The 26,089-nt window shown below is 44.3% G+C and carries 22 protein-coding genes; 15 read left to right on the top strand and 7 right to left on the bottom strand.

From position 1 onward, the window contains the following. Window positions 1-76: 76 nt before the first annotated feature. Window positions 77-1,603: a fumarate hydratase gene (locus AC0VYT_RS02045; RefSeq protein WP_005016550.1), complete on the bottom strand. Its 1,527-nt coding sequence runs from the start codon at window positions 1,601-1,603 to the stop codon at window positions 77-79. Window positions 1,604-2,139: 536 nt separating this feature from the next. Between AC0VYT_RS02045 and AC0VYT_RS02050 the strand changes: the two genes are divergently transcribed. Continuing rightward, the gene (locus AC0VYT_RS02050) at window positions 2,140-2,760 is read left to right on the top strand and encodes a class I SAM-dependent DNA methyltransferase (protein WP_005016547.1); all 621 of its coding nucleotides are present in this window, start codon (window positions 2,140-2,142) and stop codon (window positions 2,758-2,760) included. A gap of 52 nt (window positions 2,761-2,812) precedes the next feature. Here the strand turns inward: AC0VYT_RS02050 and pta are convergent, their stop codons facing one another. The 4 genes from pta to AC0VYT_RS02070 form a co-directional block, all read right to left on the bottom strand. Then, a complete protein-coding gene (gene pta / locus AC0VYT_RS02055) occupies window positions 2,813-4,957 on the bottom strand; it encodes a phosphate acetyltransferase (protein ID WP_005016545.1) in 2,145 nt (714 codons plus the stop codon). 54 nt (window positions 4,958-5,011) lie between these two features. Next, window positions 5,012-6,226 (bottom strand): acetate/propionate family kinase, encoded by a 1,215-nt coding sequence (locus AC0VYT_RS02060; RefSeq protein WP_005016542.1) that lies wholly within the window; start codon window positions 6,224-6,226, stop codon window positions 5,012-5,014. A 278-nt stretch (window positions 6,227-6,504) separates the two neighbouring features. Continuing rightward, complete coding sequence (locus AC0VYT_RS02065; RefSeq protein ID WP_005016539.1) at window positions 6,505-6,918, bottom strand: hypothetical protein; 414 nt, start codon at window positions 6,916-6,918, stop codon at window positions 6,505-6,507. A 128-nt stretch (window positions 6,919-7,046) separates the two neighbouring features. Continuing rightward, a complete protein-coding gene (locus AC0VYT_RS02070; RefSeq protein WP_005016536.1) occupies window positions 7,047-8,312 on the bottom strand; it encodes a glutamate-5-semialdehyde dehydrogenase in 1,266 nt (421 codons plus the stop codon). Between the two features lie 308 nt (window positions 8,313-8,620). Between AC0VYT_RS02070 and AC0VYT_RS02075 the strand changes: the two genes are divergently transcribed. Continuing rightward, window positions 8,621-9,940 carry an alpha/beta fold hydrolase gene (locus tag AC0VYT_RS02075; RefSeq protein ID WP_005016533.1) on the top strand — a complete coding sequence of 440 codons (1,320 nt, stop codon included), beginning with the start codon at window positions 8,621-8,623 and terminating at the stop codon, window positions 9,938-9,940. Window positions 9,941-9,963: 23 nt separating this feature from the next. Here AC0VYT_RS02075 and AC0VYT_RS02080 read toward each other — a convergent pair whose 3' ends face one another. Both AC0VYT_RS02080 and nagZ read right to left on the bottom strand, forming a co-directional pair. Beyond that, entirely contained in the window at window positions 9,964-10,818 is an 855-nt protein-coding gene (locus AC0VYT_RS02080; RefSeq protein WP_005016531.1) for a class I SAM-dependent methyltransferase, read from the bottom strand. Window positions 10,819-10,902: 84 nt separating this feature from the next. Beyond that, complete coding sequence (gene nagZ, locus AC0VYT_RS02085; protein WP_005016530.1) at window positions 10,903-11,928, bottom strand: beta-N-acetylhexosaminidase; 1,026 nt, start codon at window positions 11,926-11,928, stop codon at window positions 10,903-10,905. A 194-nt stretch (window positions 11,929-12,122) separates the two neighbouring features. On the opposite strand from nagZ, the gene AC0VYT_RS02090 reads away from it, so the two are divergent. From AC0VYT_RS02090 to der, 13 genes are all read left to right on the top strand, one after another. Next, window positions 12,123-14,312 (top strand): carboxy terminal-processing peptidase, encoded by a 2,190-nt coding sequence (locus tag AC0VYT_RS02090; protein WP_005016527.1) that lies wholly within the window; start codon window positions 12,123-12,125, stop codon window positions 14,310-14,312. A 146-nt stretch (window positions 14,313-14,458) separates the two neighbouring features. Continuing rightward, complete coding sequence (locus AC0VYT_RS02095) at window positions 14,459-15,736, top strand: glycosyltransferase family 4 protein (protein ID WP_005016524.1); 1,278 nt, start codon at window positions 14,459-14,461, stop codon at window positions 15,734-15,736. A gap of 28 nt (window positions 15,737-15,764) precedes the next feature. After that, entirely contained in the window at window positions 15,765-16,316 is a 552-nt protein-coding gene (locus AC0VYT_RS02100; protein WP_005016522.1) for a phosphatase PAP2 family protein, read from the top strand. Window positions 16,317-16,403: 87 nt separating this feature from the next. After that, the gene (iscX, locus tag AC0VYT_RS02105; RefSeq protein WP_005016518.1) at window positions 16,404-16,604 is read left to right on the top strand and encodes a Fe-S cluster assembly protein IscX; all 201 of its coding nucleotides are present in this window, start codon (window positions 16,404-16,406) and stop codon (window positions 16,602-16,604) included. Window positions 16,605-16,718: 114 nt separating this feature from the next. After that, window positions 16,719-17,150: a nucleoside-diphosphate kinase gene (gene ndk, locus AC0VYT_RS02110; RefSeq protein WP_005016515.1), complete on the top strand. Its 432-nt coding sequence runs from the start codon at window positions 16,719-16,721 to the stop codon at window positions 17,148-17,150. Between the two features lie 122 nt (window positions 17,151-17,272). After that, window positions 17,273-18,508 carry a dual-specificity RNA methyltransferase RlmN gene (gene rlmN, locus AC0VYT_RS02115; protein WP_005016509.1) on the top strand — a complete coding sequence of 412 codons (1,236 nt, stop codon included), beginning with the start codon at window positions 17,273-17,275 and terminating at the stop codon, window positions 18,506-18,508. A gap of 24 nt (window positions 18,509-18,532) precedes the next feature. Beyond that, window positions 18,533-19,336: a type IV pilus biogenesis/stability protein PilW gene (gene pilW / locus AC0VYT_RS02120; protein WP_005016505.1), complete on the top strand. Its 804-nt coding sequence runs from the start codon at window positions 18,533-18,535 to the stop codon at window positions 19,334-19,336. Beyond that, complete coding sequence (locus AC0VYT_RS02125) at window positions 19,327-20,130, top strand: helix-turn-helix domain-containing protein (protein ID WP_005016503.1); 804 nt, start codon at window positions 19,327-19,329, stop codon at window positions 20,128-20,130. The genes pilW and AC0VYT_RS02125 overlap by 10 nt, the downstream gene beginning before the upstream one ends. Before the next feature lie 22 nt (window positions 20,131-20,152). Next, window positions 20,153-21,268 carry a flavodoxin-dependent (E)-4-hydroxy-3-methylbut-2-enyl-diphosphate synthase gene (gene ispG, locus AC0VYT_RS02130; RefSeq protein WP_005016500.1) on the top strand — a complete coding sequence of 372 codons (1,116 nt, stop codon included), beginning with the start codon at window positions 20,153-20,155 and terminating at the stop codon, window positions 21,266-21,268. Continuing rightward, entirely contained in the window at window positions 21,265-22,560 is a 1,296-nt protein-coding gene (gene hisS / locus AC0VYT_RS02135; RefSeq protein WP_005016497.1) for a histidine--tRNA ligase, read from the top strand. The genes ispG and hisS overlap by 4 nt, the downstream gene beginning before the upstream one ends. Window positions 22,561-22,591: 31 nt before the next feature. Continuing rightward, on the top strand, window positions 22,592-23,296 hold the full coding sequence (locus AC0VYT_RS02140; protein ID WP_005016495.1) for a YfgM family protein: 705 nt from the start codon (window positions 22,592-22,594) through the stop codon (window positions 23,294-23,296). Beyond that, window positions 23,296-24,444 (top strand): outer membrane protein assembly factor BamB, encoded by a 1,149-nt coding sequence (bamB, locus tag AC0VYT_RS02145; protein ID WP_005016494.1) that lies wholly within the window; start codon window positions 23,296-23,298, stop codon window positions 24,442-24,444. Before AC0VYT_RS02140 ends, bamB begins: the two co-directional genes overlap by 1 nt. 168 nt (window positions 24,445-24,612) lie before the next feature. Beyond that, window positions 24,613-26,022: a ribosome biogenesis GTPase Der gene (der, locus tag AC0VYT_RS02150; RefSeq protein WP_005016493.1), complete on the top strand. Its 1,410-nt coding sequence runs from the start codon at window positions 24,613-24,615 to the stop codon at window positions 26,020-26,022. The last annotated feature ends 67 nt before the right edge of the window (window positions 26,023-26,089 follow it).

Genomic DNA, 26,089 nt, shown 5'->3' on the forward strand with positions numbered 1-26,089 from the left:
CAGGATTAGAGAAAATATTGTAATTAAAGAAATAAAAAAGCATCCATGATTGGATGCTTTTTTAATTTATACCAGTTTAAACCGCAGCAGCATCCACCACCGGGATTTTACCAATTTTAGCTTGCCAGATTTTAGGTGCGGTTGCATGCACTGAAGTGCCGTTTACATCGACTGCTACAGATACAGGCATATCTTTTACCACAAATTTATAGATTGCCTCCATCCCTAAGTCTTCAAAAGCCACCACTTCTGCTTCACGAATAGCTTTAGAAACCAGATATGCAGCGCCACCGACTGCCATGAGGTAGGTCGCTTTATTATCCTTAATCGCTTCAACCGCAGCAGGACCACGGTCTGCTTTACCGATCATACCGTAAAGACCAGTCGCTTCTAGCACTTGTCGGGTGAATTTATCCATACGTGTTGCTGTTGTCGGACCGGCAGGACCAACCACTTCATCGCCTACAGGATCTACCGGACCAACGTAGTAAATAAACTTGCCTTTTAAATCAACAGGAAGTTCTTCGCCGTTGTTCAGCATATCAACCATGCGTTTATGGGCAGCATCACGGCCAGTATAAATTGTACCATTAAGAAGTAGGGTATCGCCCGGTTTCCAGGAATTCATCTCTTCTTGAGTAATGTGGTCGAGATCAACACGTTTAGAAGTTGAAGAATCCCAAGTTACAGCAGGATAGTCTTCAAGGCTCGGCGCCTGAATATGCGCTACACCTGAACCATCTAGTGTAAAGTGTGCATGGCGGGTCGCGGCGCAGTTTGGAATCATGCCTACTGGCTTGCCAGCAGCGTGACAAGGATAATCCTTGATCTTGATATCCAGTACTGTAGTCAAACCGCCCAGACCTTGTGCACCAATACCTAAGGCATTAACTTTTTCGAAGATTTCAATACGCAGCTCTTCCATCTTGCTTTGTGGGCCACGACGTAGCAGCTCATCCATATTGATTTCTTCCATCAGAGCTTCTTTAGCAAGCATCATGGCTTTTTCAGCAGTACCACCGATACCAATTCCGAGCATTCCAGGAGGACACCAGCCTGCACCCATAGTTGGGACAGTTTTTAAAACCCAGTCCACGATTGAGTCAGATGGATTGAGCATTGCCAGTTTAGATTTGTTCTCTGAGCCGCCGCCTTTTGCTGCAACCGTAATATCTACTTTATTACCCGGAACGAGTTTATAGTGGATCACTGCTGGGGTATTATCTTTGGTGTTTTTGCGACCAAATGCCGGATCAGCCAGAACTGAAGCACGTAAGACATTGGTATTTTCCAAATAACCCTGACGTACACCTTCATTAATGGCATCGTCCAGGCTCATGGTTAAATCGAATTTAACATCCAGACCCACTTCAAGAAATACGTTGACAATACCTGTATCCTGACAGATTGGGCGATGACCTTCAGCACACATGCGTGAGTTGATCAGGATCTGCGCAATTGCATCTTTAGCAGCTTGGTTTTCTTCACGGTCATACGCACGGCTCATTGCCTGAATAAAGTCTTGCGGGTGGTAGTACGAAATGAACTGAAGCGCATCCTTGACCGAAGTGATCAAGTCGTCTTGCTTGATAATAGTTGTCATATCAAATGTCTCTTGAGCGGGCTGTTAGCTAGCGGCCAAAATTATAAGACAAAAAGCATCCGCTGTGGGTATTTCCGGCAAGGTTTTGGGCGAAAGTTTAATAGTAAAAAGAAAGGTAGCGCAGGATGGCATAAAATGAATTCTTGGCAGGTCTTTTAAACGCGTTTTCTGTGATATGACACTCGGGTAATAGTTACATAACCTGAAAATCAAGGGTTTTTAGTCATTATTATTTGATTTATATGAAATTATTTTAGTAATATAAGTTTTAAGGAAATTGTCATAAAGTTGTCATAAAACTTTCGCATAATGCCGGTATCCACTACATAGAGTCATCAACAATGACAGTATCTAGCATTCTCATGGTTATTGCATTTATGATATTTATTGCTGCAACCTGGTTCTATGGTCAGTTAGAAGATCAAGCCTAAGCTTTATCTTCTTTCTAGATTGTTCTCTTCTTTATCTACTTTTAGCCTGTAACCTCTCTTGGCATTCTGCTATTCTTTTCCTGAATTTTAAAACTATAATCAGGTATGTCAGATCAACAATACGCAGATAATATTATTCCGATCTATAAAAAATATGCGATCGAATGGGATAAGGTACGTTCCCAGCATTTTTATGAACAAGCCTGGCTTGAACAGTTTTTAAATCTGATTCCTGATCAATCATCTATTCTTGACCTGGGTTGCGGTACTGGTATACCAACCGCTCAATATTTTTCTGCAAAAAAATGTCAAATTACAGGTATAGATAGTTCAGCTGCCATGCTCGAAATAGCTAGGAACCGTTTTCCTGAGCATAACTGGTTAGAAGCTGATATGCGACAACTGGATTTGAAGCAAAGCTTTAATGGCATTATCGCTTGGGACAGCTTTTTTCATTTGACTCATAATGACCAGAGAGCAATGTTTCATATTTTTAAGAAACATGCAAAAACCGGTACGGCATTAATGTTAACCACTGGCCCGAGTCATGGCACAGCTCTAGGGGAAATGCAGGGTGAGGTTTTATATCATGCAAGTCTGGACCCGGATGAATATAAGAATCTGTTTGAGACGTTCGGTTTTAGGGTGGTAAATATGCGGTTTGAAGATCCTGACTGCGCCCGACATACCATATGGTTGGCCCAGTGTAAAGGAAAGTGTTTTTAGAGCAAAATAAAACAGCCCCAATTGAAATACTGGGGCTGTTTTATTTAAAAATTTATACTGTCGCCTGTTGTTCTGCCTGAATGGCAGTCAAAGCAATCGTAAAAACAATATCATCAACCAAAGCGCCGCGTGACAGGTCATTTACCGGCTTGTTCAGTCCTTGCAGCATTGGGCCAACACTTACGACATTTGCAGCACGCTGTACAGCCTTGTAAGTTGTGTTGCCAGTATTGAGGTCTGGGAAGATAAAGACATTGGCGCGCCCTGCTACAGGTGACTCAGGTGCTTTCTGGCGGCCCACGCTTTCAACAGACGCAGCGTCATACTGCAAAGGACCATCAATCAACAGATCAGGGCGACGTTGACGGGCAATCTCTGTTGCTTCACGAACTTTATCAACATCGGCACCGGTACCTGAGGTTCCGGTTGAGTAACTGATCATGGCAATACGCGGGTCAATACCAAATGCTCTGGCTGAATCTGCGGACTGGATGGCAATCTCAGCAAGCTGCTGGGCATCTGGATCGGGATTAATAGCACAATCCCCATATACATAGACTTCATCTGGTAACAGCATAAAGAATACTGAAGAGACCAGCGAATATTCTGGAGCTGTCTTAATCAGCTGAAATGCCGGTCGCACTGTGTTAGCCGTGGTATGTACCGCCCCAGAAACCAGTCCGTCAACCTGATCCAGTGCCAGCATCATAGTGCCTAGCACTACAGTATCCTGTAACTGTTCTTTGGCCTGAATGTCATTGATCTTGCCTTTTCGCAGCTCGACCATACTGCTAATGTACTGGCTACGAATAGTATCCGGATCAATGATTTCAAGATCGTCTGGTAATTCAATATTACGGGCTTTGGCAATTTCTAAAACTACTTCTGGTTTGGCTAGCAAAATACAGTGAGCAATTCCGCGAGACTGGCAGATCGCTGCAGCCTGAATAGTACGAGGTTCATCACCCTCTGGTAGAACGATGCGCTTTTTCGCAGCAATCGACTTCTGGACCAGTTCATGCCGGAAAGCTGAAGGGGACAGGCGGGGAGTTGCATTGCCATTGATTTGCTGGGTCAGCCAGTCCAGATCAATATGACTGGAGACAAAACGGGTAACCTGCTCGGCACGTTCTGTATCGTCAACCGGTATTTCACTACTCAGATTTGCCAGACGCTGTGCTGTTTCCAGAGTAGTCAGCTGCGTATGTAAAATGGGTAGTCCCTGTTTGATAGCATTCTGGCAGAAATTCAGAATCTGGGCATTGGGTGCCTGACGCTCGGTTAGTACCAGGCCTGCTAGCGGTATACCATGACTGGTAGCTAAACTGCTGGCAAGCAGTACATCGGTACGTTCGGAAGCGCTGATAATCAGTTCACCGGCAACAAATTTGTTCAGCTCATATTCAATACTTGAGGTAATCAGGCTGCTATGTAATACACGACGCTGCCGTGCTTCTCCCTGATGAATCCATTCGCCCTGAATCAGACGGGCAATGTCCAGTGTACGTGGAACACTCAGGGTATTGCTAAATGGAACCAGACCAATAATCGGTAAGTCAGCAGTCCCTAAATAACGGTTATATTTTTGCAGCTCGATCGTGAAGGTTGCAATTTCTGCACTTAAACGCAGTGAAGGGTCAATGGTCACCGGAATCTGTGCAACTTCTTCAGGTAAGCCTTTAGTCCGCATGAACAGCACACCTGCTGTACGCTCTGAAGCAGCGCCACCGAACTGGCGTAGATGTGCTTCAATTTTTTCAGCGGTTTTACGCGGATTCTGTACGTCTGCAGTACTGACCAGGATTACCTTGGCATCTAGTGCCTGTGCAAGGGCGGCATTTAACTCACCTGCAAACTGGTCCTCATGATTTGGCAGTAAGCCTTCTACAATAATCACATCATGTTTGGCGGCAACACTGCGATGCAGGCTGACTGCTTCTTCAAGCAGTTCATCCATTTCTTCCAGTGCGATCAGCTGGCTAACTCTTTCATATGCAATCGGTTTAACCGTACTGGTCTGGAATAAATGTTCAAACAGGCTAGTGGTACGGTTCTGATCATTTTCCTGAAAAGATTCAGAAAAAGGTTTTAAAAATCCTGCTTTAATACCATTACAGTCCAGTGCATAGATCATTCCCAGGCAGGCTGAAGTCAGACCGACACCTTCTCCAGTTGGAATCAGTAGAATTGTATTCATAGGAGCCTTAAAAAATTAAACAAAATATAAATCACAGAAGGTTAAAGCCCGCAATTAAGCAGGCTCTACAGCAAGTTCAGACTTTTTTGATAGTAAGCTCGTCTGTGCAGCTACCTGACGGGTTTCTTGGGCGATCCGTGCCTCTTCATCGGTTGGAATCACCCATATTTGTGGGCCATGGCCTTGGTCAATCCGACCTTCAGTACCACGTTTTAATTCATTGTTTTGGGTTTTATTTAAGTTGAAGCCAAAGTGTGGCAGATAGGAGAGCGTCTTTTCACGAATATAAGCTGAGTTTTCCCCAATACCCCCAGTAAAGATCAGTCCGTCAATACGTGGCAGCCCACAGCTGATGGCAGCAAGAGATTTGGCAAGACGGTAACAGAATACTTCAATTGCCAGCGTGGCATCTTCATTGCCCTGTTCAGAAGCTTCAATTAAAGTTCGCATGTCATTAGAAAGATCAGATAAGCCCAGCAGGCCACTTTCCTTGTTCAGCATGCGGTCAATCTTATAGACATCCCAGCCAAGGTTGGCTGCTAAGAAGCTGTGCAGACTTGGATCAACATCGCCACTGCGTGTGCCCATTACTACACCTTCAAGAGGGGTAAGCCCCATTGATGTATCTACGCTCTGACCATTCCAAATGGCGCAAGTTGAACTGCCGTTACCCAGATGTGCAGTTAGCCAGCCCCCTTGTTTAAGGTTTCCAGCCAGTTCTGAACCACGCTCAGAAACGTAAGCATGACTGGTGCCATGGAAGCCATAGCGACGGACATTATGTTCTGTGTATAGGAATTTTGGTACCGCATAGCGATAAGCATGCGCCGGCATTGTCTGGTGAAAGGCAGTGTCGAAAACTGCAACCTGAGGAAGTTCTGGAAACAGACGCATAGTGGCATCGATACCTACCAGATGAGCCGGGTTATGCAATGGTGCGAGCGGAGTTGCTTCACGAATACGTTCTACAATCGTATCAGTCAGTAGTTCGGCCTTGGTTAGTGTGCCGCCGTGAACTACCCGGTGACCAATTGCTTGCGGTTTGTATTGTGACAGGCGGCTTAAAATGGTTTCTAGTGCCTGTTCGTGATCAGCATGAGGGATCGAAAGTTCAAGTGGTTGTCCACCAATGGTAACACCTTTGATGCGTGCATCAGCAGAGCCCAGATTTTCTGCCAAACCATAGATACGATCTTTTGCCTGCTCAGAGATTAAGGCATATTTAATAGATGAAGAACCGCAATTGATGACTAATACTGATGTAGACACGTTGGATACCCGAATTCTAATTGAAATAATCTTGTCCCTCTGATCTTGAACCAGTGTACAGGCTAGAGATCATGAGTATGTTTTAACACGTGTATTTTTTCTGTCCAACCTAGACTTTAGCCGATTAGACTTAAGCACTATGGATGGTCTATTCAATAATATTTAATATTAATCAGTTAATTGTTATAGCGTAGCACAGGAATAAAAAAATCATATTCGGTTTTACGCAAAGCTAAAGTATCGTTGCAAATTTCATCTATAGTTCATTTCTTTATTTATTACTCTTGCCCCTGAGATTTATATTTCATCTCGGCCCATCTCACCAGAACATAGGCAATCAGTGCCACCATAAAAAATACCAGCATCATCCAGGCTAAACCTTGCAAAGTTTCGATAATTGTCCGGTAAATTTCCAGAAACCAGCGCTCATTCGTCAGTTCAATAATAAAATGTTCATCTTTGGGGCCGTAGTTGACAGGATTAATATATTTTTCCATATCGTAGATGCGAACTCCGGAAGAGGTACCTACGACCATGCCGGCAAATTTTGTATATTTGGCCCAAGCTGTATAAATAGGATCATGAATGATACGGGCTAAAATAGTATTAATAGAGCTGGAAAAAATTCGCATCACAATGAAGGAAACCAGTAGTGCTAAAATGAAAGTACTCAACATTAAATAAAAGAACATATCCATCTCCTTGTTTTTATAATTATTAGACTGAAAAGAGAAATTTTGGAGTATTTGGGCTGTTTAGCACCAGAGTTTGATGCTAAACATCAGGATTTGTATACAGGTAATCCTAATTAAACAGGAAATTAATGACGGATTTGTCCATCACCTAAAACGATCCATTTTTGTGAGGTTAGCCCTTCGAGACCCACCGGACCACGGGCATGAATCTTATCAGTTGAAATGCCGATCTCGGCACCCAGACCATATTCAAAGCCGTCAGCAAAACGGGTCGATGCATTGACCATCACTGAACTTGAGTCTACTAAGGCCAGAAACTTACGTGCCAGAGAGAAGTTTTCAGTAATAATGGCATCAGTATGATGCGAGCCATATTTATTGATGTGCTCAATTGCTTCATCAATACCACTCACGACTTTTACTGCCAGAATTGGCCCAAGATATTCGGTGTACCAGTCTTCTTCAGTGGCGGCCTTGACTGAAGTACCCAAAATACGACGGGTTTCAGGACAGCCACGTAGCTCAACCTGCTTTTCCTGATACAGCTCGGCAATATGGGGTAGAAAGTCATCAGCAATCTGTTCATCGACCAGCAGGGTTTCCATGGCATTACATACGCCGTAACGATGAGTCTTTGCATTTAAAGCAATTGGCAAGGCTTTATGCAAATCTGCCTGTGCCTCTACAAATACATGGCAGTTACCGTCTAAATGCTTGATCACAGGAATACGTGCCTCTTCTGTGATTCGTTCAATCAGGCTCTTGCCACCACGTGGCACAATAACATCGACATATTCGGTCAAGGTAATCAGTTGGCCTACAGCAGCCCGGTCGGTGGTTTCCAGTACCTGAACCGCATGTTCGGGCAGTCCGGCAGTTTTTAAACCATGTTGAATAGCCGCTGCAATCGCCTGATTCGATTCGAATGCTTCAGAGCCACCACGTAAAATGATGGCGTTGCCTGATTTAAGCGCAAGAGAGGCAGCCTCTAGGGTAACATTCGGACGGGATTCATAAATCATACCGACTACGCCTAAGGGTACGCGCATTTTACCGAGCTGGATGCCTGAAGGACGATACGACATGTCAGTAATTTCACCAATCGGATCTACCAGACCGATGACATCCTTTAAACCCTGCAGCATTCCTTTGAAACGGCTGGGAGTCAGTTCCAAGCGATCGAGCAGTGCACTGTCCAAATTATTGTTACGGCCTTTGGTCATATCTATCTGGTTAGCCGTGAGAATTTGTGTTTCACTGTTCTCAAGCGCTGTGTAGATTGCGGACAAGGCATTGTTTTTAGTATCGGTAGAAGCACTGGCCAGCAGACGCGAAGCCTGACGAGCCTGTTGTCCGACCGTCTGCATATACTGTTCAATCGAATTGTGCATAGCGGTTTGATCACTCAGAATTTTCTTTGATAGTAACAGTCTCCGCCTGCGCAATGAAGGCTTGTCTCAAAAAAAACTGTCATGTAGTGCAGTATAAAAAAGTTTTGGAAATACTTTCAGCGCTAAAACTAGATGAACGGTAACGAAAGCAGTTGCCCAAAAATAAAGCATTTGTATACTATGAAATGCATTCTATAAAATGAATAAAAAATTATAGAAAACAAAACGTCTATAAAAGGTAGAGGAATACCTTGGTTTTAAAAACCGACTTGCACAATAAAAAATAAAGCAAGCGTTGAGGAGGGAGTATGAATTCTATTATCCAAGTGGGCATGGATGCTGAAGGGAAGCAACACCGTCATTTTTTTGATTTTTACCATAAGGATATTTTTAAACAACCTCCACGCATGACCTGGATTGACGGCTGGAAAGTTGAGTATATGGCTATCGCCCAACCTGCGACAGTGCATAAAACTCCTATTGTTATTGTGGGTGGAGCATTTCAGAATTTCAATTCCTACAAGTATTGTGTTGAACAGCTTTTTGCCAGTGGTCCGATTATTCTGATTGACTTACCTTCTATGGGGGCTAACCAGCAAATTATGAATCATGACAGCGGTGTGTCTGCCGGAAGTCTGGAATTGCCAGACCTGGCGGCTATGCTTGGTCGATGGCTCGACATTGAAGGACTGGAAAAAGTATCAGTTATGGGCATGTCCCTTGGGTCTGTAGTAGCGGCTTATTTTGCTGAGCAGCGACCTGAACTGGTAGAGCGTATGATTCTGATGGGCGTAATGCAAAAAACCCGGAAAAGCTGGCGCATGATTTTAGAAGAATCACTCAAACTTATGCAGGAAGACCGGATGGAAGAGTTCGGCCAGGCGGTGATTCTGTATCTGGTTAATCATGCCAAGCTAGACAAGACCCGTATGTCACCTACTGCCAAACGTCTGTTCTTTCGACAAATGGCTGAGTTTCAGTCTACTGAACGTGAGCGTTATGCGATTAATTGCAGTCGATTACTCAGATTACAGCATGTTCCTGCTCCTGCCTGTAAAACACTTGTTGCAGCTGGACAATATGACAGTTTTACACTACCTCATGAAAACGCATATTTTGCCTTGCAATGTCCGGATATGGAGTTTGCCCTGATTGCCAATGCTGACCATGTTCCACAGTTACAGCGGCGTAAAGAAACTATGCGTCTCTTTTCAGCCTTCCTAAATGCCGAAGCGCTGGAAGGACTCGAAGGCATTATTCCTATGACTCGTGAAGAAATTCTGACGATGGAGCGACGTGGAGAAAGACGTATCTCTATGTACGGTCAACTTTCACAACTGTCACACCGTTACCTGCCTGTAGAATTTCAAGTGAATATTTCTGACATCAGCTTTTTTGGTGTGTATTTAAAAATTCCTGACCCGCAGCAACTAAACCTGATACAGCAATATCCACGTGATCTGGCACTTCACCTTGAAGATGATCAGGGAGTGTTTCAAATAGAGTGTCTGATTTTTGAAGCAGAACAGCAGGGTATACGTGCACTGTTCAAGCATGGCAGTTTTGAACTGGCAGAACGTTTACTTCATTTTATTGCCTGTCAGCAGGAAGCTATGACTTTAGCTTGATTTAAAATATTAAAAAAACAGCGTCATATACGCTGTTTTTTTTGTGCATGAACCATCCAGACAATATCGTGTGACCGGGCCTCTTGAGCAGGCTTAGAGCCTTTTGAATAAAGAGAATCTGCAGGTTGAATAACCTCGCCCTCATCAAAACCTGCGTTCTGTATAAATTGCTGTACTTCAGCCGGATTTTGAAAATGGAAAGTAAAAGCACTACGTGACATCCATTTTAATAATTTACTGCTGCTCCACATGACCTTTGCCAGACATCTGCCTTGGGGCTGGGGATAAAGGTCGGTCAGATAATGTAATGTTCTAAACTTACTGCCATAAAGAGAAATACTGCTGATCAGCTGTTTTAAGTGAGTCAGGTCAAAATAGTTGACTAATCCTTCACTGATAACAACTAAAGGACGTTTAGGATCAAAAATTTCAAAAACCTGTTTAAAGTTTTCACTAAATAAATCAACAGATAAAACTTCTGGGCTATTAGGGTCAATCTGTTGTAGTGCTTGTTGTTTGATGTGTGCCATTGCTGGCAAGTCCAGTTCACGATAGTCGATTTGTGGATAATGTTTTCTAAACCACCAACCACGTGGTGATAATCCACAGGCAATTTCCAGAACCTGTAAATTTGGTGTTTGCTCAAGCAACTGTTTAAGCGCATCATCTAGCATTTCATGACGCTGTTTCAAAGAGCTGCGCATACTGGCGCCTATAAACTTCTCTGCCCAGCTTTCTACCGGTTTAACCAGCATCGCCAGACTTTTACCCTTGGACGTAGCAAGTTCAGGATGTGAAATTCCCATCTGATACCAAATATAACCAGTATAATGAGCAGTAAAAGAAATATGCCGGTGTCTAGACAGCTCTCGTGTCATGAATAAATCCTCATTTTTATTTTAATCAGTTGCTATTTATATAAGAAAAAAGAGCATGTGTAATGCTCTTTTGACTTTAACCGCTTAATGGCAGCTATTGGCTTTAAATGCTTCAATTTCCTGTTTGATTTGTTGCCATTCGGTACCCAGTTCAAGTCCTGATTTAGGTAAAATATCTGGGATTTTACCGCGCATCCGTTCCAGGCGTTGCTGGTCTGGTAATGGGAAATCCTGAATAGCGCTCAGTGCCAGACGGGCAGCTGTACGGTCATTGCAAACCAGACCCATATCACAGCCAGCTTGCAGTGCAGCTTGTATACGCGCATCAGCACCACCAGCTACACAAGCGGCCTGCATGGTCAGGTCATCTGAAAATAATACACCATCAAATTTAAGTTCTTTACGCAAAATATGTTGTACCCAAAACTCGGAAAAACCGGCTGGTTTAGAATCAACCTGTTCATAAATCACATGAGCCGGCATGAGTGCATCCAGTTTGGACTGTAATTGAATAAAGGGCTGCATGTCATTCTGATAAATTTCATCATAACTACGGTTATCAATGGCAGCGGCCACGTGAGAGTCTGCTTTGACATTACCGTGGCCTGGGAAATGTTTACCTGTAGTGGCCATACCGGCACGGTGCATACCTTGAATAAAAGCGTGTGCGAGAGGAATAATATCAGCCTGGGTCAAAGCAAAACCCCGGTCACCAATGACATCACTAATGGCATTGATATCGAGCACGGGCGCAAAACTAAAATCGATCCCTACAGCAAGAACTTCAGTTGCCATAAGCCAGCCACATTTTTCTGCGAGGTCCAGAGCGGCTTCTGGATTCTGCTGATAGACTTCACCAAAACGGCCCATGGCAGGTAGCAGGGTGAAGCCGGTTTTAAGGCGCTGTACCCGGCCACCTTCCTGATCTACCGCAATTAAAATATCTGGACGAATCAGACGCATATGATCAGTCAGCGTACGGACCTGTTCAGGAGACTCAATATTCCGTGAAAATAAAATCATGCCGCCGACTTGCGGAGCCTTTAATAGTTCAATATCTTCTAAGGTCAGGGTTGTACCGGCGATATCGAGCATTAGTGCGCCAATCATATGGGGTTCCGTATTAAGATCTTTAATTAAAACAATACCTGAATTCAGCAATGTTTTGCTACATTTTGTGGGTACAGAATATGATAAAACTACACGATACAACTTTTCGGCCTGTTTAAGATATTGAATTCGCTTTGTTCATTTCGGAAACATCGTGGTGTAATTGGGAATATCCAAGGAAGTATTAATTATTTATGAAACTTCAAATGCTCGCTTGTGCAGTTGCAGTGGCAACTGGGGGACTGTTCTTTTCACATGCCATTAGTCAGGCAACTGCTGCAACCAATCAAACGGCTGTTTCTTCTGTATCGCTTCAGCCGACCCAGGAACAGGCTCTGGTTTCACGTCAGTTGGCAACTTTGGTAGACCGTCAGCATTACTTAAATATGCGTCTTGATGCCCAGACATCCAATCGGATTCTGGAGATGTATCTGGACAGCCTTGATCCAGACCATTCACTATTTCTACAGCCGGAAGTCGAGCAATATAAAAATAAATACGGTTCAAATTTTGGCGCATCCTTAAAGGCGGGAGATCTGTCTGGTCCCTATACAATTCATGCGCAGTACCGTCAGCGTCTAGCTGCGTTTTACCAGTTCATGCTTAATGAACTCAAGAAACCGCAGAATTTGAAACAGCCGAATGTCTTTATCGAAACAGACCGAGAGAAGGCACCTTATTTTAAAACAACTGCCGAGCAGCAAGATTTTTGGCGGAAAATGCTGGTGTCCCAGCTGATTAACCTGACTATCACTAAAGAAGAAGAACTGGCCAAGCAAAAAGCGATTAAAGATAACCCGGAGCTGGCAAACGGTCAGGATCTTTCCAGTTTTGAGGACTTGTCCCCGGTTCAGACCCTCACCAAACGTTATACCCGTCAGCTGGAACGTATCAGTCGCATTAAGAGTGACGATGTACTGGACAAAACCTTGAATGCTATGCTGGCAACTTATGATCCGCACAGTAACTATTTTCCGCCAATTGATGCAATGGAGCTGAACCGTCAGACCACTTTACAGCTTGAAGGCATCGGGGTATCAATCCGGCCGGAACGTGGTAATGAAGACTACACTAAAATTGAAACAATTGTAGAAGGTGGTCCGGCTGGTAAATCGGGACAAGTGAAATCTGGTGACCGAATTATCGGGGTGTCACAAGATGGCGGCAAAATGATTGACGTCATTGGTTGGCCAAGTGCAGAAATTGTTGGACTGATTCGAGGCAAGCGTGGCACCAAAGTAACCTTAAAGCTTTTAGGTAGTGGAGCTTCAATGGGCCAGGCCCGTACCGTCACTTTAGTTCGTGATGTCATTCAGGAAGAAGATGCAGGAGTCCGTTCACGGACGGTTGAAATCAATCGTGATGGTAAAAAACATGTGTTTGGTGTAATTGAAATTCCGTCATTCTACCTGAACTACCGCGCACGCCGTGCAGGTACGGAGTATCGCTCGGTTTCAGAGGATACCAATAATGCATTACGTGCACTTTCTGCTAAAAATGTAGAAGGAATAATTATTGATCTGCGCAATAATCCTGGAGGCTCACTAGAAGAAGTTGCACGTATGCTGGGTCAGGTCATCAAGGAAGGCCCGGTAGTGCAAATCCGTGATGGTAACGGTAATGTCAGCGTCTTTGAAGATAATGATGGTGGATTACAAACCTATGCTGGCCCATTGGCGGTACTGGTCAATCTGGCTTCTGCTTCAGCAAGTGAAATCTATTCAGCAGCTATTCAGGATTATGAGCGTGGTATTGTAATTGGCAGTACTACCACAGGTAAGGGGACTGCTCAAGTGCAGCTGGATACTCTGGCATATGGACAGGCTACACTGACACAGCGTAAATTCTACCGCGTTACAGGTGGCAGTACCCAGAATAAGGGCGTCATTCCTGATATTAAACTGGTCGATATTTATGATGAGGAGTTTGGCGAGCGTAAAGCTAAAAATGCCTTAAAGTGGGATACTATTCCAACTGCACCTTTCAAGCGTGAAGGATCTATTCAGCCTTATGTTGCTCAACTGGCCCAGTTATCCAGCCAGCGCGTAAAGCTTGATCCGCAATTTAAGTATCTGGATCAACGTAAAGCCATCTCTCAGGCCGGCAAAGAGAAAAAACAGCTTGCGCTGGACATTGATCAACGCAAGGCTGAGTTAAAGGATCTTGAACAGAAAACCTTGGCTGCTGAAAATGCCCGTCGCCAGATCGCAGGCCAAAAACCTTATGCTAATTGGGAAAGCTATCAGGCTTCACTGGAAGCATTAGCAGAATCACGTGCCAAGATGAAAGCTACTCAACGCCCACCATTACCCGAGGAAGAAACCTTCGTTTCTGAAGCTGCAAATGTGCTTTTAGACTATGCCAAGTTAAAAGGTCAAGCTTAAAACACTAGGGTGTATCAGTGAAAAAAGCACGCTTCGGCGTGCTTTTTATATGGTCTGTCAGAAAACTGTCATGCCCTGATCATATTTCTGTCAAGCATGACTTCTATAGTGAATATATGAGAATAATTAGATCAGTCAGGTGACGTATGTCTAATCCATACGCTACAGCCTTCAAGCAGCAGGATTTTCCAGAAAATTTCAGGTTCTATTTTAAAAACCAGCAGCTTAATTCTACCTCTGAAGTTGAGCTGATTCAGGGAATAGTCCGTCCACGCCTGAAAATTGCTTTGGTCACCGAAACTTGGCCACCCGAAATTAATGGCGTAGCTTTATCTTTGCTACAGCTTTGTAAAGGTCTGCAACAGCAAGGCCATAAAATTTTACTCATCCGGCCACATCAGCATCAGCCATGTCCACATTTTACTCCCAACCGGGAATGTCTGGTGGTTTCGCAAGCGATTCCACGCTATCCGGGACTACATTTTGGCTGGCCCCAGTATTTAAAGGTCTCCCAGGCACTAGATGATTTCAAGCCTCATGTGGTGCATATTGTGACAGAAGGGCCGCTAGGATTAACAGCGTTACAGGCGGCAAAGTCAGCTGGTATTCCTGTTTCAAGCGGTTTTCATTCTCCTTTTCAGGATTTTAGCCGTTTCTTTGATTTGGCTTTTCTGGTCAAACCTGTCCAGAAATATTTATGCTGGTTTCATAATAGTACCCAACTGACCTGTATACCCAGCAAGGATACCGAGCAGTTGCTAAAAGATATGGGGGTCTCTTGCCCTTTAAAAGTGATCGCGCGTGGAGTAGATCCACAACAATTTAATCCGGAGAAACGCTCTGAGCAGTTGCGCAAAAGCTGGGGAGTAACTGCCGATACGAAAGTTCTGTTATATGTGGGGCGGCTTTCTCCTGAAAAAGAAGTGGATGTACTGATTGAAAGTCATGCACGGCTCTATAGCAATAAAGAGTCATCACCTAAATTAGTCATTGTTGGCGATGGACCGGACCGTTTACGCTTACAAAAAATGGTCCAGAATTCGAATGTGATCTTTACTGGTAATTTAAGTGGAGAAATATTGGCGACTACATACGCTAGTGCTGATGTATTTACTTTTGCCAGCCAGGTCGAAACATTTGGAAATGTAGTTTTAGAAGCAATGGCTAGCGGTTTACCTGTAATCGCTTATGATTATGCTTGTGCCCATGTATATGTTGAACACGGACAAACGGGGTGGCTCAGCCCTTTAAAAGATATAGATGGTTTAAGCAGGGCAATTGAGAACCTGCCTGAGAATGCTGTTTTAAGAACAATGGGCCTAAACGCCCGCAAGCGGGTTCAGCATGCAGGCTGGCAGCAGCCAGTACAACAGCTTGAGCAGGCGCTCTACCAAGTCGTGCAGGAGTCCGTCATGACCACCTAGCATCCTTTTTCTAAAGAGGAGAATAATAATGAGATTTAGAAATGCCAAAATTAGAATATTAGACCTTGATTTAAAAGGTTGCCTATATCTTAATCACTTTTCCCATTCACAGCGTATAGCCCTGTTTTTCAAAATAATCAGCCGGCTAGGCGATGGAGCTTTCTGGTATGTAATGCTGGCAGCTGTCTGGATGCTTAAAGGATTGGCTTATAGTCTGCAAATTATCTATTTATCATTGGGTGGGCTGCTTGGAACAGGTCTCTATAAATTCTTAAAATGTAAAACTACTCGACCCAGACCTTATCAGGTACATCAGGTCATCATTCTGGGTGAGCGCCCTTTGGATCACTTCAGCTTTCCTTCAGGACATACGCTACATGCAGTATTGGCGACGGTAAGTTTGGGCTATGTACAACCTGTACTCATGATACTTATGCTGCCTTTTACGGTATTGGTAGCTGTTTCACGCATGGTTCTAGGACTGCATTATCCGAGTGATGTACTGATTGGCGCTATTCTGGGTGCAGGCGTTGCAGGAGTATTGATCTACTGTGCTCCTTGGTTTGAGCTTATACTTTAAGTTATAAGTTTTTATTTCCAGACTATCTCTACCCAGATGGAATTGATAAAGTAGCGTAACAGTAAATAAATGATGGAAACTTGGATTATGGGTTTACGCTGGACAGATACCATTGATATTGCCATTGAGCTCTCTGAAGCACACCCTGAAGTTGACCCACAATGGGTACGCTTTACTGACCTGCATGCCTGGGTTTGTGCATTACCTGAGTTTAGTGATAATCCAGAAAAATCAACTGAAGGACTACTTGAAGCGATTCAAATGGCCTGGATTGATGAAGTCCGCTAAAAATAGCTAAAAAAACCTAAACTTTTTACATATTCAAAGCTGCTTATCGCGTGTGACCTCAGGTATAATGCGCCAAATTTTTTGACGTTTAAATTTTCAGTTAAGGAGCCAATCATGGCAGTTGAACGTACTCTATCTATTGTTAAGCCAGATGCAGTAGCTAAAAACCACATCGGTGATATTTTTGCTCGTTTTGAAAAAGCTGGCCTAAAAATCGTTGCAACTAAAATGAAACACCTGACTCAAGCTGAAGCTGAAGGCTTCTATGCTGAACATAAAGAACGCGGTTTCTTTGGTGACCTGGTTGCATTCATGACTTCTGGTCCAGTAGTTGTATCTGTACTTGAAGGTGAAAATGCAGTGCTTGCTCACCGTGACATTCTAGGTGCAACTAACCCGAAAGAAGCAGCTCCTGGTACTATCCGTGCAGATTTCGCAACTTCTATTGATGAAAATGCTGCTCACGGTTCAGACTCAGTTGCATCTGCTGAGCGTGAAATTGCTTACTTCTTTGCTGACAACGAGATCTGCCCACGCACTCGTTAATTGACAGCATTTAAACCAGATAAGTGTTATTATACTTATCTGGTTTTTTTATTCTCTAAAGAATTTATTGCTTGAATATTGAGCAACTCCCATTGATCTCTGACATGAGTTAGGTAATACACATGAGTTCTGAAGTGGTCGTTTCATCTCCGTCAACAGATGAACAACAGCCTTCACCTGCTACTCAAGCCTCAAATAGTGCGCTGAAAAAGGTGAATCTGCTGGGCATGTCTCGTGCTGAGCTGGAAAATTTTTTCGAAAAGCTTGGAGAGAAAAAGTTCCGTGCCGGTCAGGTGATGAAATGGATGCATCAATATTTTGTGACCGACTTTGCCGAGATGACCAATATCTCTGGAAAGCTGCGTGCCAAGCTAGAACAGTTATGTGAAATTAAGGCACCTGAAGTGGTGCATCGTCATTATTCTAAAGACGGTACGCGTAAATGGGTTTTTCGTGTTGGAGATGGCGCAGGCTCACTGGTAGAAACCGTACTGATTCCAGCAGAAGATAAGACCGGTTTGCGCAAAACCCTATGTATTTCTTCACAGGTTGGTTGTGCTTTGGACTGCTCGTTTTGCTCTACCGGTAAACAGGGTTTTCAGCGTGATTTAACACCTGATGAAATTATCGGGCAGTTATGGGTAGCTAACCAGTCTTATATGGAAGATGTACCGGTAGCTGAACGCACCCGCTCCGTGACCAATGTGGTCATGATGGGAATGGGCGAACCGCTTTTAAACTATGATGCGGTTTTAAGCTCCATGTATATTATGCTGGATGATTTTGCTTATGGGATGTCCAAGCGCCGTGTCACATTGTCGACTTCAGGCGTAGTGCCTAAAATTGATCAGCTGGCACAGGATATTGATGTAGCCCTGGCAATTTCTTTACATGCGCCAAATGATGAACTGCGTAATGAGCTGGTTCCCATCAATAAAAAGTATCCGTTGGCGCAGCTGATTGCTGCCTGTCAGCGTTACATCAATAAAGATGGCAATGAAAGTGCACGCAAACACGTTACGATTGAATATGTCATGCTGGACGGGGTAAATGACTCACTTGAGCATGCCCAGCAGATGATCAGGCTGTTAAAGAACCTGCCAAGCAAAATTAACCTCATACCGTTTAATCCGTTCCCGCATGCTCCTTATGGCCGCTCTAGCCGCAACCGTATTATTGCTTTTCAAAAAGCTTTGTCGGATGCGGGTTTTGTGTGTACGATTCGTCAGACTCGTGGTGATGATATCGATGCAGCCTGCGGCCAGCTGGTGGGACAGGTTGCAGACCGTACTCGTCGTGCTGAACAGTGGAAAAAGAAAGTAGCAGAGCGCAATGAAATTATGCGCTCTCATGGATAGATAAACCTGAGAGGAGAAAAGCAGTTGAGAAAGCCGGTGTATAAAACATTTGTATTACTTACAGTGACTTTGTCGGCCTTGCTTGTTACTGCTTGCCAGACTCCTGATACCCTCAGTAAGGATCCAGAAAAGGCAGTCAAAGTTCGAACCCAGCTGGCAGCGGAATATATTAAATCGGGTGATCTGGATGCTGCTAAACGAGCACTTGACCAGGCACTTGAAGTTGATTCCAGAGACGCCACTGCGAACATGATGATGGGAGTACTGCTCCAGCAAGAGGGAAGTCAGCTAAATCTGGACAAGGCTGAGAGTTATTTCAGACGCTCTATTTCAATTGAGCCTAAAAATGCACAGGCGCGTAATAATTATGGTGCCTATTTGTACCAGATCGGTCGTTATAAAGATGCGATCGAACAACTGGAAATTGCTGGTGCAACTTTAGGCTATGAGCAGCGTTACCAGGCGCTTGAAAATCTGGGACGAATTTATCTTAAGCTCGGCAATGTTGCGAATGCTGAAAAAACATTCAAACAGGCATTGCAAGCTAACCGCGATTCTTCCATTTCAATGTTAGAGTTAGCGGAAATTTTCTATTTGCGGCAACAGATTCCTGCTGCTACACAGCTTTATGAACAATATGTGCGTCGTGTAGGGCAAAAGAATCAGGGTGCGCGTGCTCTTTGGATCGGAATTCGAATTGCGCGTGCCAATGATGATAAAATGGGAACACAAGTTTTGGTGAACCAGTTACGTGCCTTGTTCCCGGACAGCCAAGAATATCAACGTTATTTGCAATTACAGCACAGTACTGAGGCCGTATGGAAGTAAATCCTAATTCACAGCAACCTACTGGTTCTAGCTCTAACGTAGCGCCGAATGCGTTAGGAAATGTTCAACGTCCTGGTGAGTATTTACGCCATATCCGTATTGCAAAAAACCTTGAACTTGAAACTGTGGCGGCTGACCTTAAAATACCTTTAAAGACTTTGAAGGCGCTTGAGCAGGATGATTATAAAACCCTGCCTGAGGCAGCATTTATTAAAGGTTATTACCGCTCTTATGCTAAATATCTGGGTACGGATGCAACTGCTATTATCCAGCGGTTTGATGAGATTTATGCCAATGATACCGGCCTGCTGCCAAATCATGCACTGAATAACTCCCCGATTAAAATTATGGGTAAATTGCCTGGTTCTAACAGTGACCGTAACCGAAAATGGATAAAACGGGCTATTGTGGCAGCTGTGATTCTACTGCTAGTCTGGCTGGTGGTGGCTGCTATCCAGAACTGGACATCAGGTAAAAAGGGCGAAACTGAGCGGCCAGCTGTAGCCCAGTCAGAGGTTCAGATTGTTGATCTGGATAACAGTCCGAATGCAGCAGCATCTGGTGATCAGCTGGTCTTGAATTTTACCCGGCCTACCTCTGTTTATATAGTTGATGCGACAGGTAAGGTGCTGGCGACAGGACGTCAGGATTCCACTCTGACACTAAGCGGTGAAAGCCCATATCAGATCCGTCTTGATGATGCGACCGCAGTATCACTCAGTTTAAATAGTGAGCAGATTTCATTGTCTCCATATACGGTGAACGGAAAAGCAGAATTCCGTTTGTCTCGCTAATTCGCAACAGTAGAGCGATGCAATGATTGAAAATCCGATTAAACGCCGGCCGACACGTAAAATCCGTGTCGGTTCAGTGTATGTGGGAGGTGATGCTCCCATCAGTATCCAGAGTATGACCAATACCGAAACCTGTGATGTGGCTGCAACAGTTGCACAGATTCAGCGCTGTGTAGATGTAGGAGCGGATATCATGCGGGTTTCAGTGCCAAGTATGGAAGCGGCAAAGGCATTTGGTGAAATCCGTAAGCAAGTAAGTGTGCCTTTGGTGGCTGACATTCACTTTGACTATAAAATTGCCTTGGCTGTTGCTGATTTTGGCGCAGATTGCCTGCGTATTAATCCTGGAAATATTGGTTCTGAAGCCAAAATCCGTGAAGTAGTCGCTGCAGCCAGACATCATGATATCTCTATGCGTATTGGAGTAAATGCTGGTTCACTGGAAAAGGACATTCAGAAAAAATATGGTGAACCGACCGGGCAGGCATTGCTTGAGTCAGCGATGCGCCATATTGACATTCTTGATCGCCTGAATTTTCAGGAGTTTAAAGTTTCGGTTAAAGCTTCTAATGTATTTCTGACTATGGATGCTTATCGCCTCTTGTCACAGCAGATTGATAATCCGCTGCATCTAGGTGTGACTGAGGCAGGTGTCTACCGGACAGGCTCTGTCAAATCCGCCATTGCGCTAGGCGGTTTGTTAATGGAAGGCATCGGAGATACCATGCGTATTTCCCTGGCGGCTGAACCTGAAGAAGAAATTAAAATCGGTTTTGATATTTTAAAATCGCTCAGTCTGCGCTCCAATGGTATCAACTTTATTGCCTGTCCAAGCTGCTCACGTCAGGAATTCAACGTGATTAAAGTTATGCAGGCTTTAGAGGAGCGTCTGGAAGATATCCGTACACCTATGGATGTTTCCGTAATTGGCTGTAAGGTCAATGGTCCGGGCGAGGCTAAAGAAGCCGATATTGGTGTAGTGGGTGCAAGTCCACGTTCACTGGTGTACCGTAATGGTGAAAAAAGTCATTTAATTGATACCAATCAGCTGGTTGATGAAATCGAAACTATGGTTCGTCAACGTGTTTCCGAGCTTGAAGAAGCTAAATCTAAAGAGATCATTCGTAGTTCATCATGAGTTCAATTGTCGCAATCAAAGGTTTTAATGACATTCTTCCAGCACAGACCCCGGCCTGGAGACGTCTAGAGCAGCATCTGTTATCTTTGATGGATGCATATGGCTATCAACAAATCCGTTTGCCGATAGTTGAACAGACGAATCTGTTTAAACGTTCGATCGGTGATGCAACCGATATTGTTGAAAAAGAGATGTATACATTTCTGGACAAAGGTAATCCACCGGAGTCTCTGACATTACGTCCTGAAGGAACGGCAGGCTGTGTGCGTGCAATGCTTGAGCATAACCTGCTGCGCGGAGCGACGCCTCGTGTGTGGTATATCGGTCCGATGTTCCGTTATGAAAAACCGCAAAAAGGCCGCTATCGTCAGTTTCATCAGTTTGGGGTCGAAACTTTTGGTGTAGCAACGCCAGATATGGATGCAGAGCTGATTCTGATGACTGCACGTCTGTGGAAACGTATGGGGGTGGCAGAGAAAGTTCAGTTAGAGCTAAATACCTTGGGTGAAGCTGATGAACGTGCAGCTTACCGTGCAGCACTGGTCGGATTTCTAGAATCACATAAAGCAGATCTGGATGAAGATTCACAGCGCCGTTTAACCACGAATCCCCTACGAATTCTGGATTCCAAAGATGCTAAAACTCAATCTATTTTAGAAAATGCGCCAAAACTTCATGACTTTATGGGTGAGGAAACATTGGCGCACTTTAACCTGTTGCAACAGTATTTGACTGATGCAGGCATTAGTTTTGTCATTAATCAAAAGTTGGTACGGGGCCTCGACTATTACAACAAAACTGTCTTTGAATGGACCACCACTCATTTAGGCTCACAGGGCACAGTGTGTGCCGGTGGCCGTTATGACAGTTTAGTAGGCCAGCTTAAAGGTAAAGCAGACCAGTCTGTACCGGCTGTGGGTTTTGCTATGGGAATGGAGCGTTTATTACTTCTGCTTGAACAGGTTGAAGATAATACTGCCGTGCGTGACTGCGAGATATTCTTGCTGGCAGAACCTGCTTATCAGGGGAAAGCCCTGGTCATGGCAGAACAGTTCCGTAACCAGTTTGAGGCAGCTAACAGTCCATTCCGCCTAAAAACTGGATCACAGGGCAGCATGAAAAGCCAAATGAAAAAGGCCGATCAGTCTGGAGCAATTTTTGCCGTGATTCTGGGGCAGCGCGAATGGGAAAACCGGAAGCTGACAGTAAAACGTCTGGAAAATGCAGAGCAGGTTGAAGTTGAAATAGACAATCTTACGCCGTACCTGATTGAACAGCTTGCCTCTGAATAAGCCGAGAATATAAACAAAAAAGGATAATCACATGAACGCATTAAGTGATGAAGACCAGCTAGATAATTTAAAGTCATTTACCAAAAAATATGGCTCTGCCATTATTAGCGGTATTTTAATTGCGTTAATTGCCTTTTTTGGCTGGGAATACTGGCAAAAGAAAACTCTGGCTGAGAATCAGATGCGTACTGCCAAGGTGCAGCAGCTTATGGATGAAGCCAGAAATGTAAATAGTCAGGATATTAATGCCCTGAATGCACTTTCACAATCTGCTGACAAGATTGTGAAAGAAGCGCCTGATTCTGTACACGCACTTCAGGCCCAGTTTGTAATGGCTAAGCAGGCTTATGACCGTGGTGATTATGCTGCAGCAGAAAAAGCACTCAAGCGGGTAGAAGCCACTAAACTCAAGGATGAAGGTCTGGTTCATGTATTGAAACTGCGCTTGGCTTATGCCCAATTGGCTCAAAACAAATATGATGCGGCACTTAAAACTCTGGCTGATGTAACTGATCCGGCTTTTAAAGCTACTGCTGAAGAAGCACGTGGCGACGTGTATGTGGCAAAAAATGATATTGCCTCAGCAAGAAAAGCTTATCAGAGCGCATGGGATGCACTTGCTGAGCGTAAAAAAGAACGACAAATTTTACAAATTAAACTCGAAAGTGTAGGCGTTTTAGTTGATGATCCTGAAATCGAACGCCCTATTTTGGAAACACAAGTGGATGAGTCTTAATGGATAGAAAATATAAAATATCATTTGCAATGGCAGTATTATCAGCTGCGCTGATCGGTTGCTCAAGTAATAAAATTAAAGTAGAAGAGGCCAAACCGAATCCACTGCCAAAGCTTGCGCAAGCAAAAAGTCTGGTGCCTGTATTTTCGCAAAATGTTTCTTCTACCGATGAAGCTGATCCACTCCGGTTACGACTCGCAGTCGATAACGGCGTTATTTTTACAGTAGATCCTAAAGGCGAAGTAGCAGCTTTTCGTGGTAAACAGCGTCTCTGGCAGACTCGTGTCAGCAAGCAAGGGTTAAGTGCCGGAGCTGAGGCAGCTGATGGCGTGGTTATTGTTGGTAACCGTAAAGGTCAGCTGTTTGCCCTGGAACAGGCAACAGGCAAGCAATTATGGACTGCGCAGTTATCAGGGGCTTTACTCAGCCCCTCACTGATACAAGCTGGTCGTGTTATTACTGTGGCAAATGATGGGAATGTCTTTGCACATGACCTGGCCTCTGGGCAAGAGGTCTGGGCATACCGGTTGCCAAATGCACAGTTTAGTCTGCGTGGCCAGGCAGCCCCAGTTTCTGCTGATCCGCGTACAGTACTGATTGCTTCATCTAATGCCTATATTTATGCTTTGGATGTATTAACGGGTGTGCCGCGTATGCAGCGCCGTGTAGCGGTCAGTAGCGGTCGCTCGGATGTGCAGCGCCTGATTGATATTGATGGTGATCCTGTGATGGCTGGCCAGTTTTTGGTGACGACCAGTTATCAGGGGCAAGTTACTGTAACTGATCTGGCATCACAACAGGTAGTCTGGAGTGAAGATGCCAGCAGTACACAGCGTCCGGAAGTTTTTAACAACACAGTTTTTGTTGCACAAAACGATGGTAAAGTGACGGCATTTAATCTCACGACAGGTGAACAGCTCTGGCAGAATGATAGCCTGCTCAACCGTCGTTTAAGTAATCCGGTGATACTTGGTCAAGACCTGGTGGTTGGTGATCTGGATGGCGTATTACATTTGATTGATCCAGCCTCTGGGCAACTGGTAGGTCGCTCTAAAACCGGTGGCGAAGTACGTTCACTACAGGTAATTGATGGGCAGCTCTACGTTTCTACCAGAAAGGGAGCGTTAAGCGTCTGGCAGAATCGTTAATTCTTCTCTGCTTGTGCTAAAATAAACCCAACCGTATTTTTTGAAACGCGGGGTAATTGAAATTTCAATGCCCCGTGTTTTTATTTAGATCTGTGATCTATTATTTTCTTCCAAAGTTTCTGATGTTCAGACCAGACCAACTGGCTGATCTTGAATAAAGGTTAATCTATGAAACCCGTAATTGCGCTCATTGGTCGTCCGAACGTCGGAAAATCAACGTTGTTCAACCAGATTACCAAGAGCCGTGATGCCCTTGTAGCCGACTTCGCCGGCCTAACACGTGACCGCAAATATGGCGATGCTGTGTATCAAAACAAATCCTTTATCGTAGTCGATACAGGTGGTATTGGCGAAAGCGAACAGGGAATTGACTCTTACATGGCAGAGCAGTCTAAAACTGCAATTCATGAAGCCGATCTCATTATTTTTGTAGTTGATGCGCGTGCGGGGCTATTGGCCTCTGATGAACAGATTGCGCGTGAACTACGCACACTTGGCAAAAAAGTCTTTCTGGTAGCCAATAAGGTAGATGGCGTACATGCAGAAGCAGCTGTGGTCGAGTTTTATAAACTCGGTCTTGGTGAGCCCATGCATGTTGCAGCAAGTCATGGTCGCGGTGTGGCACAAATGCTGGAAGAAGTGCTGGCAGATGTACCTGAAGATGAGAATCCGGAAGAACATGATAAAGCTACAGGCCTGCGTCTGGCTATTATTGGCCGTCCGAATGTCGGTAAATCTACTCTGGTTAACCGGTTGCTTGGTGAAGAGCGCGTAGTTGCATATGATGAGCCTGGAACTACACGTGATTCGGTTTATATTCCGTTTGAGCGTGATGGCCGTCAATATACTCTCATTGATACTGCTGGTGTGCGCCGTAAAGGTAAAGTCGATGAAATGATCGAGAAATTCTCGGTAGTAAAGACTTTGCAAGCCATGAAAGACGCACATGTAGTGGTAGTAGTACTCGATGCCCGTGAGGGCGTGGTAGAGCAGGATCTACACCTGATCGGTTATGCACTTGAAGCTGGCCGGGCCATGGTAATTGCGATCAACAAATGGGACAACATGTCTGAATATGATCGCAAGCAGTGTAAACTGGATGTAGACCGCCGTTTTGATTTTATTCCTTGGGCGCGTATCCATCTGATTTCAGCATTACATGGTACTGGTGTAGGTGATCTTTATCCTTCAATCCATCGGGCTTACGATTCATCTCACCTGAAAGTATCACCAGCTAAATTAACACAGATACTTAATGATGCAACCGAAGCACATCAGCCACCTATGGTTGGTGGCCGCCGGATTAAAATGCGTTATGCTCATATGGGTGGACAAAATCCGCCAACGATTGTGATTCACGGTAACAAGGTCGACAAGACTCCTGCAGATTATCGCCGTTATCTGGAAAATGTTTTCCGTAAAGTTTATAAGCTTGAAGGTACACCAGTTAAAATCGATTTTAAAACTTCAGAAAATCCATTCGAAGGACGTAAATCACAGCTTGATGAGCGCACTGCTGCACGTCGCCGTCGTTATATCCAGAAATTTAAAAAAGCTGAGAAAAAATTCAAGCGTTAAGCTAAATAGTGCTTTAACAGAATTTAAAAACCCAAATTTCGATTTGGGTTTTTTTGTTTAATCATGA

This window comes from Acinetobacter sp. QJM3NY_42, from assembly GCF_056173745.1.